Source organism: Methylocystis sp. Sn-Cys (assembly GCF_016745395.1).
GTDB lineage: Bacteria > Pseudomonadota > Alphaproteobacteria > Rhizobiales > Beijerinckiaceae > Methylocystis > Methylocystis iwaonis.
Genome location: NZ_JAERVJ010000002.1, coordinates 322004 through 336794, shown reverse-complemented (window position 1 = coordinate 336794; position 14791 = coordinate 322004). Strand labels below are relative to the sequence as shown.

Sequence of the window (14791 nt, the reverse complement as noted above, 5' to 3'; positions counted from 1 at the left end):
TTTCCCACGAGATCCGCTTGATTGGTCCGATGTCATTCCCGACGCTCGCAAAGCGAGCGATCGGGAATCCAGAGCAAAACCAGCGCTTTTGCGGCTCTGGATTCCCGGTCGGGCTTTCAGCCCGCCGGGAATGACACGCTCCAAAGCGAGCTGTTCAAACGGAAATGGGATCAAGCGTTTGCGGGCGCGAAGCCGCGCTGCCGCAACAGCGCCTCGACGGTCGGCATTCTGCCGCGGAACCCAACATAGGCGTCCGCGGCGTCCTGGCGCCCGCCGGCCGCATAAATGAACGTCCGGAGCCGATCCGCGACGTCGGGAGCGAAGAGATCGCCCGTCTCTTTGAAAGCGGCGAAAGCGTCGGCGTCGAGCACCTCGGCCCAGAGATAGCTGTAATAGCCGGCCGAATAGCCATCCCCCGAAAAGACGTGGCTGAAATGGGGGAGGCGATGGCGCATGACGATCTCTTCCGGCATCGAGATGCTGTCGAGACTCTGCCGCTCGAATGCGCTCGCGTCGAAATCGGCGGGCGCGCCGCTCTCGTGAATATGGAGATCGACATAGGCCGAGGCGCAAAACTCCACCGCGGCGAAGCCTTGGTTGAAGTGCCGAGCGTCGGCGATGCGCTGAAGCAGATCGTCGGGGATGGGGGCGCCCGTCTCCGCATGCAGGGCGAATTGCTTCAAAACCTCCGGCTCCATCAGCCAATGCTCGTAGAGCTGCGACGGCAGCTCGACGAAATCGCGCGCGACGCTGGTTCCGGAGACGAGCGGAAAAGTGACGTCCGACAACATGCCATGCAGCGCGTGGCCGAATTCGTGGAAGAGCGTGCGGGCGTCGTCGAGACTGAGCAGCGTGGCCGCGCCGTCTGCGCCTTTGGTGAAATTCATCACATTGACGATGATCGGCCTGACCTCGCCATCGAGCTTATGCTGCGAGCGGAAATCCGACATCCAGGCGCCGCTGCGCTTCGACGGTCGCGCGAAGTAGTCGGCGAGGAAGAGCGCGACATGCTTGCCCTCCCGGTCCAGCACCTCGAAGGCGCGCACGTCGGGATGATAGAGCTTCAAATCCTTCTGCTCGACGAAGCGAAGGCCGAAGAGCCGCTCGGCGACATGAAAGGCCGCCGCCGTCATTTTCTCGAGCTGGAAATAGGGGCGCAGGGCCGCCTGATCGAGATCGTAGCGCTCCTTCTTCACGCGCTCGGCGTAGTAGCGCCAGTCGTGACCCGTGACGGCGAAAGTCGCGCCCTCCTGATCCGCGAGCGCCTGGAGCTGCGCGCGCTCCTCGGCGGCGCGCCCAAGCGCGGGCGTCCAGAGATTATCCAAAAGCTCGCGCACGGCGCGCGGCGTTTTCGCCATTGTGTCGTCGAGCTTGAAATCCGCGAAGCTCTCGAAGCCCATGAGCTTGGCGCGCTGGGCGCGCAATTCGACGATCTCTTTGATGAGCTGCCGGTTGTCGGTTTCGCCGCCATTCTCGCCGCGGCTTGCCCAGGCGCGAAAGACTGTCTCGCGCAGATCGCGGCGTGTGGACGTTTGCAGGAAGGTCTCGGCGCTGGAGCGCGCCAGTGTCACGGCATATTTGCCGGGCGCGCCGCGATCCGCGGCGATCTGCGCCGCCGCCGCGCGGAAATCCGCCGAGAGGCCGTCGAGATCGTTTTCGTCCAGGAGCAGGAGCCAGGAGGACTCGTCCGCCAGCACATTTTGCGAGAAGCGCGTGGAGAGCTCCGCGAGCCGCTCCATGATCGACTTGAGCCGCGCCTTGTCTTCGTCGTTCAGCCTGGCGCCGGCGCGCACGAAGTTCTTATAGGTCAGCTCCAGAACGCGGCGCTGCTCCGGCGTGAGGTCGAGCGAGTCCCGATTTTCATGAAGCGCCTCGACGCGCCGGAAGAGCGCGGCGTTCATGGAAATCTCGCTGCTGTGCCTCGACAGAGCGCTCGCCATGTCACGCTCGATCTCCTGCAGCTTCGGGTCCGTGTCGGTCGAAGCGAGGTTCCAGAAAACCGAGCCGACGTCGGTCAGCAGCGCGCCGGCCCGTTCGAGGGCCTCGATCGTATTCGCGAAATCGGGCTCCGACGGGTTATTCGCGATCTCGTCTATCTCGGCGCGATGGCGCGCCAGCGCCGTCTCGAACGCCGGCCGGAAATGCGCGCTGTCAATTTGGTCGAAGGGCGGCAGGCGGTAAGGGGTCGCCCAGGGAGTCAGGAGTGGGTTCGACATCAGCTTCCTCATGCGGAGCGGCGCTCCGTCGCTGCCCGGCAGCATAACGTCTTTGCGTGCGCGACTGGACAAAAATCCTGACCATCCCCCTCACGCCGCCACGCCATCGCCGGGGCGATGAACGCCGGCTCTGGGTCCCTTGTGGCGCGCGCTCAATATTTGCGTGGCACGTACATGCTCTCGGCGATCGGCTCGCGAATGTAATCGGGGTTGTGCACGCGCGGGGGAAGCTCCGCGAGCGGGCGTTGGACTTCCTCATAGGGAAATTGGCTGAGGAGATGCGCGATGCAGTTCAGCCGCGCGCGCTTCTTGTCGTCGGCCTCGACGACCCACCAGGGCGCCTCGGCGATATGCGTGCGCTCCAGCATGGACTCCTTGGCCTTCGTATAGGCCTCCCAGCGCACGCGGGACTGGAGATCCATTGGGCTGAGCTTCCATTGTTTCAGCGGATCGTGGATGCGCATCTGGAAGCGAAAATGCTGTTCACTGTCGGAGATTGAGAACCAATATTTGATCAGCGTTATCCCCGAACGCACGAGCATGCGCTCGAAATCCGCGACGCTGCGGAAAAACTCCTCGACCTCGTCCTCCGTGCAGAATCCCATGACCCGTTCGACGCCGGCGCGATTGTACCAGGAGCGGTCGAATAGAACGAGCTCGCCGCCGGCCGGCAGATGCGGCGCGTAACGCTGGAAATACCATTGGGACTTCTCGCGCTCGCTCGGCGCCGGCAGAGCCACGACGCGGCAGACGCGGGGGTTGAGCCGCTGCGTGACGCGCTTGATGACGCCGCCTTTCCCTGCCGCATCGCGCCCCTCGAAGATCACGACCGCCTTTTTCTTGTTCGTCGCGATCCAGTCCTGCAGCTTCACCAACTCGCGCTGGAGGCGGAACAGCTCCTTGAAATAGAGGGTCCGATCGAGGCCCGAAATTTCCGGTTGCTCGGCGGCGTTGTCGAGAAGCTTCGCAAGTCGCTGGTCGTCGATTTCCTCCTCCAGCTCCTCGTCGAAACTGTCCAGCAATTCGGCGCGGATGCGGTCTTCGTGGGCGAGGAGGTCGAGCGTCTCATTCTTCATGAAGGTCAGGTCTCCGGGAAGCCGGAACGCGGGCCAGGTCTTCTGCCGGCCAGGGAAGCGTCGCAGCCAAGACTGATTTCTTCGGCTTCTAAACCGCCAAGTTTGCAGCCGTGCGACGGCATGGGGGTCGAAAAGGGCATTCGCTAAATGACGAAAATAGGAGGGCGCGGAAGCTGGACCGCGCGCCTTCAGGCGCGCTCGACATGCGGACCTGAAGGGCCTCTACACCAACTACTCAGACATCATCCTGAGGAGCGAGCGAAGCTCGCGTCTCGAAGGACGTGGTCGCCTCAAAGGTTTGTCGACAGACTGTGCGGGCCTGAAGGCCCGCGGTCCGACTCGCTTACTTGCACTCTTGCGCCACGCGCGCCAGCGCGTCGGAGAGGCCCTTGAGCGTATAGGTGTCGGTGGTCGTGGTGCCCTTCGCCGAGGAGGCCTTCACCACGAGCTTGGCGCCGCCGCGTAGCGCGCCGACGAATTCCTTCTCCTTGGCCTGATCCTTCACCCAGGCGTTCGTGCCCTTGGTGATCAGCTCCCAGTCGTCGCCGTCGATTGCGGCGTTCGCGGCGGAGCCGTCTTTGGTGGCGTAGCCGAGATTGATCGCCACCTCGTTGCGCACGCCCTCGCCGGGGCGCGACGAGATGAAAATATAGGCCGAGGTGTCTTTCAGCTTCGTCTTGGGCTCGCGGACTTTGGGCTGGCCGAGCGCATAGCAGGTTTTGTCCTTGCCGCCTTGCGCCAGATAGGCGCCCCAATCGCCGAAGGTGGCGAGCTGCTCAGGCTTGCCGGAGCCGGCACTTTTGTCGGCCTTATCGGTCTTGCCCTTCTTCTTGCCCTTCTTGTCGGTCGATTCCTCGGGAGCCGCCGCCTCGTCCGCGGGCTTCTCCTTGGCGTCCTTTTTGGACGCGTCTTTCGCGGCCGCCGGCTTCTCCTTGGCGAGAGCCGGGGCGGGGGCGGTCATTGAGGCCGCCGAGAGCGCAAGGGCGAGCGACAGGCCGAGCCGGAGCGCGCGCCTGGCGAAGGGAGACGGGAGCGACGATTCGTTCAGCATCGCGTAAAGTCTACTTTCCGCTCATAGCGCGAACAAGACGGTTGCAGCGTTCAGCCCTCCTTTTTGGCGGCCATCAGATAGTTCACGTCGGTGTCGTGGCTCTTGCGCCAGCTTCGCGTGAAGGGCTGGAACGTCATGCCGGCGCGGTCGATCTCCCGCAGGCCGGCGCGGCGCACCCAGGCCGAAAGCTCGTCGGGGCGGATGAATTTGTCGTGGTCATGCGTGCCCTTTGGCACCCAGCCCAGCACATATTCCGCGCCGAGGATGGCGAAGACATAGCTCTTCATCGTGCGATCGATGGTCGCCAGAAACAAAAGGCCGCCAGGCTTGACCAGGCTGGAGAGCTTTTTGATGAACTCGCTCGGTCCCTCGACATGCTCGATGACTTCGAGCGCCGCGACCGCGTCGAACTGCTCGCCGGTCTCGGCGAGCGTCTCGGCGGTGATGTTCCGATAGTCGATCGTGAGGCCCATCTTCTCGGCGTGGCGGCTCGCCACCGCGATATTGTTGGGGGCGGGGTCGATCCCCGTCACCTGCGCGCCCAGCTCGGCGAGCGATTCGCTCAAAATGCCGCCGCCGCAGCCGATGTCTGCGATGCGCACGCCTTCGAGCGGGCGCTCCGGCGATTCGTTAAGCGCGCTTTTGTCGTTGAGCAGAAAGCGGCGGATATGGTCGCGGATATAGGTGACGCGGATGGGATTGATGTCGTGCAGGATGCCCATCTTGCCCTGCTTGTCCCACCAAAGATCGCCGAGGCGGTTGAAGCGCGCGACATCCTCGGGATTGACGCTGGCGGAGTGGGGGGCGGGATGCTCTTGGCTCACTTCGAACTCTTTCGCTTCGGCGGAGGATGTGCTCGGCATCGGGCAAATAGCCATCTGGCGTTGTCGGCGCCAGATACCTCCCCTTTACGGGGAGGTCGGCGGCCACAGGCCGCCGGGTGGGGTTCTTGCCGCCACGACTCGGGTTGGAGCTTACCCCACCCGACCCCGCTTACGCGGGGCCACCCTCCCCGTAAAGGGGAGGGATAGCTCACGCCCGGCCTTTAACCCGGTTGCCGCGCCCGGCGTTGACAGGGCGGCAGGCGCCGTCACATATACGCGCGCTTTTTGCGGGACGCGAGCGTCTCGCACGGCGGCAGGCGGTTGGCAGTCCGCCGTTTCTGCCGGCCGCCCGTTTCCCGCTGCCCAAGACCGATATTCCCTGATGTCACGTCTGGTCATGAAATTCGGCGGCACCTCGGTCGCCAATGTCGAGCGCATCCGCAATGTCGCGCGCCATGTGAAGCGCGAGGTGGACGCCGGCCGCGAGGTCGCCGTGGTCGTCTCCGCCATGTCCGGCAAGACCAACGAGCTCGTCGCCTGGTGCAAGGAGGCGGCGCCGCTCTACGACCAGCGCGAATATGACACTGTGGTCGCCTCCGGCGAGCAGGTCACCGCAGGCCTTCTGGCCATCGCGCTGCAGGAGATCGGCGTTCCGGCGCGCTCCTGGCTGGGCTGGCAGGCGCCGATCTATACCAACGACACCCATGGCTCCGCCCGTATCGAATCGATCGAGGGCGCCGGCATCATCGAAGGCTTCAAACGCGGCGAGGTCGCTGTCGTCGCCGGCTTCCAGGGCGTCCACAAGGACAGCGGCCGCATCACCACGCTCGGCCGCGGCGGCTCGGATACGAGCGCGGTGGCGATCGCGGCGGCGATCCACGCCGATCGCTGCGACATCTACACGGACGTCGACGGCGTCTATACGACCGACCCGCGCGTCGTGCCCAAGGCGCGCCGCATGGACCGCGTCGCTTTCGAGGAAATGCTGGAGATGGCGTCGCTCGGCGCCAAGGTTTTGCAGGTCCGCTCGGTCGAAGTGGCCATGGTGCACGGGGTGCGGACTTATGTGCGCTCCTCCTTCGACGATCCGGCCAATCCGGGCGAGGGGACGCTTATCTGCAACGAGGAGGACATTGTGGAAGCCCAGGTCGTCACAGGCATCGCTTTCTCGCGCGACGAGGCGCAGATCACGCTGCGCAATGTCGCCGACAAGCCGGGCGTCGCCGCCGCAGTCTTCATGCCGCTTTCCGAGGCCGGCATCAATGTTGACATGATCGTCCAGGTCGTCTCCGAGAAGGGCACGACCGACATGACCTTCACGGTCGGCTCGGCAGACTACGAACGCGCCTTTGCGATCCTCGATAAGATCAAGGCCGAGATCGGCTTCGCCAGCATGGCCGGCGAAAAGGACGTCGCGAAAATCTCCGCCATCGGCATCGGCATGAGAAGCCACGCCGGCGTCGCGGCGCGCGCCTTCCGCGCGCTCGCCGAAAAGGGCGTGAACATCCGCGCGATCACGACCTCGGAAATCAAATTCTCGGTGCTGATCGACGAAGCCTATACCGAGCTTGCCGTGCGCACGCTGCATTCGCTCTACGGGTTGGACGCCGCCTGAGGCGGCGGATTAACCAGCCGAATGCCGGGCGTGAGCCCATCCCTCCCCTTTACGGGGAGGGTGGCCCCGCGTAGCGGGGTCGGGTGGGGTAAAGCCCCACCACGATCGTTGCTGCGCGAACCCCACCCGGCGGTCTTCGACCGCCGACCTCCCCGTAAAGGGGAGGTATAGGGGCGCAACGACACCAGGTCGTTCGCCACTCAGTTATTCGCCAAACTTGGCTTGACGGCCAGGGTCAGCGCGACATTTCCCTTCGGCGTATCCCTGAAGGGAGGAAGTCATGGAAGACCTGACCCGACGCGTCGTCGACTCGACGTCGCTCGAACCTTCGATCGCCAAAGCGGCGATCGGCCATGTGCTGCTGTTTCTGCGTGACAAGGCGCCGGGGAGTCATGTCGACGAATTCATCGACAAAATGCAGGGAGCCCGCGAGGCGGTCGCCGCGGCGCAAGCGGCCGACGACGGCGGCGTAACGCAGGCGATCGAGGGCCTGACCAGCTTCATGGGTCATGGGCGCGCCGATCTCAACATTTTGGTTGGCAAGCTCGGCAATCTCGGCCTGACGGAGGCGCAGAGCGCTCGGCTGATCGAGGAGATGGTGGACCGGGCCAAAGCGCTGATCGGCGACGAGGGCGTCGCCAAGATCCGGGCGATTCTGCCCGCATTGGCGGAGCGTTCCGGCGTCATGCCGCAACAGCCGGGCGCAATGGGCGAGACGCGCCCGCGCGCTTGAGGAAAACTGCAGTGACGCGGCGCGCGCCGCGTCACTGCGGCCATTGGACAATGAGAATGTCGAGGTCTTTCTTCGGCGTGAAGTCTTTATGCCGGACCTCGAATTGCGTCGGCGAAATTTTCTTCACGCCCTCGGCGCAGAAGCTCACCAGCGTATCCGGCTTGCCCTTGTCGATGACGAGACGGAAATCACCGATGGGGCCTTTCCAATTGGCGCCCGTCGTCAGCACATAGCCGAGCCAGATTTCGCCATAGATGTCTCTGTTCCCGGTCTTCTGCATGCGCTTGTCGAAGCTCGCGAGCCACTCCTTGTCGATGCAATATTTGCGTTGCTCATTCTTGAAATAGTCGTTCTTGCGCGCGCTCGCGGAGAGCCCGCCCCCGACGCTGCCGCCGAGGAGCGGAACATATTCATGTTCGACCACGACACTCGCATTGGCGGGGAAGGTCTGCGTGCGGGTGACGCTGGTGCGCAGCGACCATAGGGCTGTGTAAAACTGCGCATCCTGCGTGGAGTCGTCGCGCAGGAGGCCTTCGGCGATGAGCTTGTCGCGCTCAGGCTTAGGCGTCTTTTTGACCGCCTCGGCGAAGCTCTGGTCGCGGTAGTTGAGGGGGATTTTCAAGGCGGAAAGCCGGGCCGTGACGTCCATCCCCTTGAAAAACGCTTGCTGGACAATTTCGTGCACGAGCGGCTTGCCGTCGACTGTCGTTTTGAACTTGAGGTCGGCCAGACTGCTCCAGAAAACCTTGTTGTCCAGATAGTCGGGCGGAATGTCGGGCAGGGGGAAGGCGACAAGCGTCTCGATCGGCTGGTCGCTCGTATTGGTGAAGCGATAGGTCACCCGCACGCGGTCGCGAGAGACGTATAAATCCTCGCTGTCCATCCTGATGGAATCGGAGCGCTTCAGCGTCAGCCCGCCGAGCGCGGTCTCCGCCTGGCTGTCATTTGCGTGGGACGGGAATGAAAAGGCGGATGTGAAAGCGAGCGTCACGGCGCCGGCAAAAAATCGAGACATGGCTTCTCCTCTACAGACTTAGCTTAAGCCCCCGAAGTGGCGGCCTCAATCGCCCTGCGCCGCCGCTTGCAATTGTCCGGAGGCCCGGCGACAGTCTCGCGCCTGTTGAGGCGTGAGGAGGGTCTGATGGATGAATTGATTGCGCGCGTTTCGGCTGCGATTGGCGTGGATGCGGGCGTAGCGAGAACGGCGATCGGCCATGTGCTCGCCTTCCTTCGCAAGGAGCTTCCCGACGGCCCGGTCGCCGAATTCATGAACCAGATCGCGGGCGCGCATCAAGCGGCGGACGAGGCTGCGGCGAGCGGCGAGAGCGCGGGCGGCCTGCTCGGCGGGCTTCTCAGCGGCGGGCTGATGGGCCTTGCGACCAAGCTCAATGCGCTCGGCCTCGACATGGGCCAGATCCAAAAGCTCGGCCACGAAGTCTTCGGCTATGCCGAAAGCGTGCTGGGCAAGGAGAAGGTGCGGGAGATCGCCAATTCCGTGCCGGGCTTGTCGCAGTTTCTCTGAGCCGAGAGAATCGCGACTGACCCTCGCGTCAGACGCGATTGATTGTGACAAAGCCTCTGCCGACAAATGCGCCGTCTCGAACCTTCAAGGCGGCGCTTTTTCATGAATTGGCGCGAAACTATTCTCGATTATTGCGAACGCCTCGATGACCGATTCTGGTCCGAGCCGTTCAACGCCGTCTCCAACGCCGCCTTTCTCATCTCGGCCGTCTCCGCCTATGCGATTCTGCGCCGACGCGACGGGCGCGACCTTCCCGCATTGGCGTTGATCGGCGTGACGGCGATAGTCGGCCTCGGCAGCTTCGCCTTCCACACGCTCGCCACGCGCGGCGCCATGCTGCTCGACGTCATCCCCATCGCTATCTTTATCTACGGCTATTTCTTTCTGGCGCTGCGCCGCTTCTTCGGCCTGGGCGCATGGACGGCTGCAGGCGTGACATTCGCCTTCGCCGCCGCGAGCTATACGGTCGACGCGTCATTCACGGGTTTGAATGGGTCGATCGCCTATCTGCCGGCGCTTGCGGCGCTGATCTCTTTTTCGGCTCTCCTGCGTTCGCGCGACCCCGAGACATCCAAAGGGCTCGGCCTCGCCGCAACGACATTCGCCGTATCTCTCGTTTTTCGCACGATGGATCGCGACGTCTGCGGCGTCTTTGCGCTCGGCACGCATTTCGTTTGGCACATGTTGAACGCCCTTGTGCTGTGGCTGCTGCTGACCACCGCGATCAAGCGCGGACCGGCGCGAAGTTCAGGCGATTCCAAGCCAGAAAGCGAGCGAGCCGACGGCCGCATGTGAGGCGGCGACCGGCCAGATGTTGCGCGTCAGCCGATAGGCCGTGGCCCAGACGAGCCCCACGAAAAAAGTATTGGCGAGCAGAAGCGCGTCGCCATAGGCGAGGTGCATCAGCGAGAAGGTCGCGGCGGAAAACAGCACATAATTGGCGCCGCTGATTTGCAGCCTGTCGGCGATGAGCTTGGGGATCGCGCGGCAGACGAGTTCCTGGCAGGGGCTCGAGATCAACACATAGAAGGGCGCGAATCGCATCCAATCGGGCTGCTGCCGGTCGGTGGGGAAGTAGAGCGATTCGAGATAAAGCGCGGCGCCGATGCCAAGGGTGGCGACGCCGCAGCCCAGCCAATGGCGCGCCACCCAGGGCGCATGAAGCCCGAGTTCCGCGATCGAATACCCGGCCAGAAAGCACAGCCCGATACAGAGCAAGGAGATGGCGAGAAGCGCCTCGAAGCGCATGTCGAATGGCAGCAGGCCACAGCGGATCGCCAGGCTCGGCGCCAGCAGAAGCAGGGCGAAACCGAGCAGGGGCCAACTGTCATGGATTCGACGTAGCGCTGTCATGGCAGTGTAATATACAGGCGCCTTGGGGCGTTCCAAGACGATTTAGCGCCAATTTGCCGCGCGATGCGGCCCGTCTCTCCCCGGCGCGTTGGAAGGTTTCCCTGGAGGGCGGAAAAAGCCGCTCGAAGCGCCACAATTTCGCTTCAAACGGGCGTATGAATTCACTCGTTCGTTTGGATTGGGGTTTCCAAAATGCGGAAGAATTTCGACAGCGCTGCGGAGCGGCGGGCGGCTGAAGACGCTCCCTCGATAGTGCGCTTCTCCCTACGCCGTCCGGCGGAGACGAGATCTCGCGCCATATTTCTGGACGCCGCTGTTTGCTTCATGGCGGCCGTGGTCGGCTCGCTCGCGCCGCAGGCGCTCAATTTGCTCGATCTCGCGCCCGATAAGCCGGTCGTGGCGAATGTCGATCCGGAGAGCGGCAAATTCATCGACCGGATACTGGTCGGCGGCCTGCAGCCCTTGTCGTGGGACGACAGGAAGACGCCGCCCCCGCCGGCCTTTCTCTCGGCGCCCGCGCTGCCGGCGGCAGTAGTGGAGACGATCGAGGACGCGCCGAGAAAAACAGTGGCGGCCGTGTCGAAGCCCGTGAAGGAGGCGCAGAGCGTCAAAAAGGCTGAAAGGGCGCCGGAGAAAGCGGCCGAAGCGGCGCCGACGCCGCCGGTGCGCATCGCCGCGGTGGACGCCTCGGCGCCGAACGCCAAGCCAGAGCCCGTTGAGGAAGGATTATTTGCGGCGTTGACGCCATCGAGCGTCTCGACGAAGCTTGCGCCGGTCGGGCAGAGGATGTGGAGCGGGGCGAGATCGCTCGGCGGCTCCGTGGTGGCCGGCGGCTTGAGCTGGCTGGGTTACTGAGGGCTAGGGTTGGAGATACAAGAGAAGGCGCGCGGCGTTACGCGCGCCGCCGAGGCGACGCGGGCGGCGCTCGTCGCGGCGGCGACAGCCGTCTTTGCGGAGCATGGCTACGAGGGCGGCTCGGTGCGCGCGATCACCCAGCGCGCCGGCGCCAATCAGGCGGCGATCAACTATCATTTCGGCGGCAAGGAAGGTCTCTATCGGGCGGTGCTGGAAACCGCCGCGGATGCGCTGGAGAAGGAGAGCTTCCTCGACGCCGAGGAGCTGGATCAGCTCCCGCCGGCGGACGCCTTGCGTCTCTATCTGCGTCAATTTCTGTCGCCGCTCGTCAAGCGTGACCGAGTCAGCCAATATTTGCGGCTCTTCGCCTGGGAGGGCGTCCGCCCAAGCGCGGTCTTCAACAATTTCTTCGAAACGCGCCCGCTGCGCATCTTCCAGCTCGCCGAACGGGTCGCGCGACGCTTTCTGCCAGATGACGCGCCGAGAGACGAGATCATGCTTCGCACCCTGTGGCTGGCGCAGCAGCCAATCTTCTTCGTGCGCGAGACCGAGCGCCTCGCGCGGCCGCCTTTCGCGATGACCTTCGATCAGGCGGGGGTGGAGCGACTCGTCGAACGCCTCGCCGCCTTGAGTCTCGCAGGGCTGACGGGCGCGCAGACGGCGTCTTCCGCGCGGCAAGAGCGCTCGGCGAGCGCCCTTGGTCAGAAGTGATCAGCTTCCGGCAAAGTCAGCCGTCGCATCGATCGACCCCGGGCCCAAGACTACCGGCGTTGACCTCACGCGCGCGGCATGGGAATCCCCCACTGCAAGGGAGCAGTGCGGCATGACTGAAGCCACTGGCGCAAAGGGCGGTCCGGCCCTGGTGACCGGCGCGGCGCGGCGAATTGGACTCGCCATCGCCGGGCGTCTGTCACGCGAAGGACGCCCGGTGATATTGCATGCTTCTCCGCGTTCGGCCGAAGAGGCCGAACTCGCCGCCGAGGCCATCAGACATCAGGGCGGTCAGGCCGCCGTCGCGGTCGCCGATCTCGCCGACCCCGACGCGGTCCAGGGGCTTGTCGGCTTCGCCGCGCGCGCCTTCGGTCCGTTGACGCTCCTCGTCAACAACGCCTCGGTTTTCGAAGTGGACGAAGCCGAGGATTTTGCGCTCGAGCGCTACGAACGCCAGATGGCGATCAATCTGCGCGCGCCGCTGCTGCTGGCGCGCGATTTCGCCGCCGCTTTGCCGGCAGGGGCGCAAGGCGCCATCGTCAACATCATCGACCAGCGCGTCTGGCGCCTCACGCCCCGCTATTTCAGCTATACGCTCTCGAAATCGGCGCTGTGGACGGCGACGCGCACCATGGCTCAGGCCTATGCGCCGCGCATTCGAGTCAACGCCGTAGGGCCGGGGCCGGTGTTTCCCAATGAGGCGTTGGGCGAACGCGACTTCGAGATCGAGACGCACGGCGTGCCGCTGGGCCATGCGGCGGAGGTCTCGGGCGTTGTCGACGCGGTTCTCTTCCTCGCCAACGCCAAGAGCGTCACCGGGCAGATGATCGCAGTCGACGCCGGCCAGCATCTGGCGTGGCGAACGCCCGACGTTGCGTCGGAATGATTGCGTAAACCCTTCGCAAACCATAATTCGATAAATCTGCAACAATTGTTATGCCCTGGACCGCGCGCCTTCAGGCGCGCCTTTTAAAAAGCGCGCCTGAAGGCGCGCGGTCCAAGGTTCACTTGTAGCCTCGGGCGCGCATTTGCGCATGGGCATGAAAAAGGCGCCATCGGCGTCCAGGGAGCGTAAATGCGCGTGCTTGGCATCGAAACCACTTGCGACGAGACGGCGGCCGCCGTCGTGTCGGACCGCCTCGGGGCCGAGGGCGGGGATATTCTCTCCAATGAAGTTCTGAGCCAGATCGCCCAGCATGCGGTCTACGGCGGCGTCGTGCCGGAGATCGCCGCGCGCGCCCATATCGATGTTCTCGACCGGCTGATCGTGCGCGCGCTGGCCAACGCGAAAGTCGACTTGTCGGACATCGACGCCATCGCCGCGGCGGCCGGACCGGGGCTGATCGGCGGCGTGCTGATCGGCCTCACCGCCGCCAAGGGATTGGCGCTCGCCACCGGCAAGCCCTTCATCGCCGTGAACCATCTCGAAGCCCATGCGCTCACGGCGCGGCTCACCGACCCGCTCGACTTTCCCTATGTCGCGCTGCTGGTTTCGGGCGGACATACGCAGCTCGTCGCCATTCGCGACGTCGGCGACTATCGCCGTCTCGGGTCGACGATCGACGACGCGGCCGGCGAAGCCTTCGACAAGGTCGCGAAAATGCTGGGCCTGCCTTATCCCGGCGGCCCGCAGATCGAAAAGCTCGCTCAGGAGGGCGACGCCCGTCGCTTCGATTTTCCGCGGCCGATGCTCGGACGCGGCGGCGCGGATTTCTCGCTTTCCGGCCTCAAGACGGCCGTTCGACAGGAAATCCTCAAGCTCGGAACGCCGAGCGATCAGGACGTGAAGGACATCGCCGCCTCCTTCCAGGCGGCGATTGTCGATGTGATCGTGGATCGCGTGCGCGGCGGCATAAAGCTGTTCACGGAAGGAGAGGGGCGTCCGAGCGGTCTCGTGATCGGCGGCGGCGTCGCCGCCAATGGCGCCATTCGCCGCGCGCTGACGCGGCTTTGCGCCGAGAGCGGCCTGCGTTTCGTCTCGCCCCCGCCGGTTCTGTGCTCCGACAATGGCGCGATCATCGCCTGGGCCGGCCTGGAGCGGTTTAAGCGCGGTTTTCGTGACGATCTCGGCTTCGCGCCGCGGCCGCGTTGGCCGCTCGACGCCATCGCCAGCGGAGCCCACCACGGCAAGGCCTAAAGCGGTGCGTCGCCCATTCGCTTTGGCGCTCGCCGCCATGCTGGTGGCGCCGGAGCCGCAGGCTGCCGGCCCCTTGTCGCAGGAGCCGCTCTTCGCCGGCGTGCGCGTCTATTATGGACCGGGCGAGGCTTTCGAGAGTATCGACGCCAAGCTCATCAATGGCGCGCGCCATTCGATCGACATGGCCGCCTATGTGCTCACCGACCGCGCCCTGGTCGCCGCGCTCGGCCGCGCCGCGATGCGCGGCGTGAAAGTGCGGGTCTATCTCGATGGGGAGGAAACCGGCCGCGGCTCGCCGATCCTGGACGTCGCCGGCGCGCCGAACCTGGAGGTGCGCCGCAAGTCGCGGTCACGCGACCTCATGCATTTGAAATCCTATCAGGTCGACGGCGCCACGCTGCGTTCGGGCTCGGCGAATTTTTCTGTCTCCGGCGAGGTCTATCAGGACAATGACCTGATCCTTATCCAAAGCCCGACCGCGGTGGCCCATTTCCGGGAGGCCTTCGAGCGGTTGTGGGCGAGACCAGATAATCAAAGACAATAGCTGTGAACGGCGCTCAGAATTTATTTTTAGACAATAGTGCTATGTTGACAGTCAAAATTGTTAACGTAGCCAGTCGATCGGGATGATGAATAATATAGTAACAAACGACATAGTGAAATCATTCTCACAATTTCTATCTTCAGCCCTCGAAGCC

At 64.2% G+C, this 14791-nt stretch carries 15 protein-coding genes; 9 read left to right on the top strand and 6 right to left on the bottom strand.

All coding sequences use genetic code 11. The features are described 5' to 3' along the window. Positions 1-170: 170 nt before the first annotated feature. The 4 genes from JJT62_RS06355 to ubiG form a co-directional block, all read right to left on the bottom strand. Positions 171-2216 carry a M3 family metallopeptidase gene (locus JJT62_RS06355; protein WP_202071864.1) on the bottom strand — a complete coding sequence of 682 codons (2046 nt, stop codon included), beginning with the start codon at positions 2214-2216 and terminating at the stop codon, positions 171-173. A 152-nt stretch (positions 2217-2368) separates the two neighbouring features. Further along, complete coding sequence (ppk2, locus tag JJT62_RS06350; protein WP_202071863.1) at positions 2369-3292, bottom strand: polyphosphate kinase 2; 924 nt, start codon at positions 3290-3292, stop codon at positions 2369-2371. Between the two features lie 343 nt (positions 3293-3635). Next, complete coding sequence (locus tag JJT62_RS06345; protein WP_246744744.1) at positions 3636-4253, bottom strand: invasion associated locus B family protein; 618 nt, start codon at positions 4251-4253, stop codon at positions 3636-3638. Positions 4254-4393: 140 nt separating this feature from the next. Then, positions 4394-5206 carry a bifunctional 2-polyprenyl-6-hydroxyphenol methylase/3-demethylubiquinol 3-O-methyltransferase UbiG gene (gene ubiG / locus JJT62_RS06340; RefSeq protein WP_202071862.1) on the bottom strand — a complete coding sequence of 271 codons (813 nt, stop codon included), beginning with the start codon at positions 5204-5206 and terminating at the stop codon, positions 4394-4396. Positions 5207-5549: 343 nt separating this feature from the next. On the opposite strand from ubiG, the gene JJT62_RS06335 reads away from it, so the two are divergent. After that, positions 5550-6782 carry an aspartate kinase gene (locus JJT62_RS06335; protein WP_202071861.1) on the top strand — a complete coding sequence of 411 codons (1233 nt, stop codon included), beginning with the start codon at positions 5550-5552 and terminating at the stop codon, positions 6780-6782. A gap of 280 nt (positions 6783-7062) precedes the next feature. After that, positions 7063-7515 carry a hypothetical protein gene (locus tag JJT62_RS06330; RefSeq protein ID WP_202071860.1) on the top strand — a complete coding sequence of 151 codons (453 nt, stop codon included), beginning with the start codon at positions 7063-7065 and terminating at the stop codon, positions 7513-7515. Between the two features lie 31 nt (positions 7516-7546). Here JJT62_RS06330 and JJT62_RS06325 read toward each other — a convergent pair whose 3' ends face one another. Further along, on the bottom strand, positions 7547-8530 hold the full coding sequence (locus JJT62_RS06325) for a DUF4424 family protein (RefSeq protein ID WP_202071859.1): 984 nt from the start codon (positions 8528-8530) through the stop codon (positions 7547-7549). A 126-nt stretch (positions 8531-8656) separates the two neighbouring features. Between JJT62_RS06325 and JJT62_RS06320 the strand changes: the two genes are divergently transcribed. Both JJT62_RS06320 and JJT62_RS06315 read left to right on the top strand, forming a co-directional pair. After that, entirely contained in the window at positions 8657-9037 is a 381-nt protein-coding gene (locus JJT62_RS06320; protein ID WP_202071858.1) for a DUF2267 domain-containing protein, read from the top strand. 102 nt (positions 9038-9139) lie between these two features. Then, positions 9140-9832, top strand: a complete 693-nt coding sequence (locus tag JJT62_RS06315; protein ID WP_202071857.1) for a ceramidase domain-containing protein — start codon at positions 9140-9142, stop codon at positions 9830-9832. On the opposite strand, the gene JJT62_RS06310 is transcribed toward JJT62_RS06315, so the two are convergent. Next, positions 9785-10390 (bottom strand): CPBP family intramembrane glutamic endopeptidase, encoded by a 606-nt coding sequence (locus JJT62_RS06310; RefSeq protein WP_202071856.1) that lies wholly within the window; start codon positions 10388-10390, stop codon positions 9785-9787. The genes JJT62_RS06315 and JJT62_RS06310 overlap by 48 nt on opposite strands. A 324-nt stretch (positions 10391-10714) precedes the next feature. On the opposite strand from JJT62_RS06310, the gene JJT62_RS06305 reads away from it, so the two are divergent. The 5 genes from JJT62_RS06305 (at position 10715) to JJT62_RS06285 (ending at position 14637) form a co-directional block, all read left to right on the top strand. Then, positions 10715-11245 (top strand): hypothetical protein, encoded by a 531-nt coding sequence (locus JJT62_RS06305; RefSeq protein WP_202071855.1) that lies wholly within the window; start codon positions 10715-10717, stop codon positions 11243-11245. Between the two features lie 9 nt (positions 11246-11254). Then, positions 11255-11956, top strand: coding sequence for a TetR/AcrR family transcriptional regulator (locus JJT62_RS06300; protein WP_202071854.1), 702 nt, complete (start codon positions 11255-11257; stop codon positions 11954-11956). 112 nt (positions 11957-12068) lie between these two features. Then, on the top strand, positions 12069-12842 hold the full coding sequence (locus JJT62_RS06295) for an SDR family oxidoreductase (protein ID WP_202071853.1): 774 nt from the start codon (positions 12069-12071) through the stop codon (positions 12840-12842). Positions 12843-13031: 189 nt separating this feature from the next. Next, the gene (tsaD, locus tag JJT62_RS06290; RefSeq protein WP_202071852.1) at positions 13032-14093 is read left to right on the top strand and encodes a tRNA (adenosine(37)-N6)-threonylcarbamoyltransferase complex transferase subunit TsaD; all 1062 of its coding nucleotides are present in this window, start codon (positions 13032-13034) and stop codon (positions 14091-14093) included. A 4-nt stretch (positions 14094-14097) separates the two neighbouring features. Further along, positions 14098-14637, top strand: coding sequence for a phospholipase D-like domain-containing protein (locus JJT62_RS06285; protein ID WP_202071851.1), 540 nt, complete (start codon positions 14098-14100; stop codon positions 14635-14637). Positions 14638-14791: the final 154 nt, after the last annotated feature.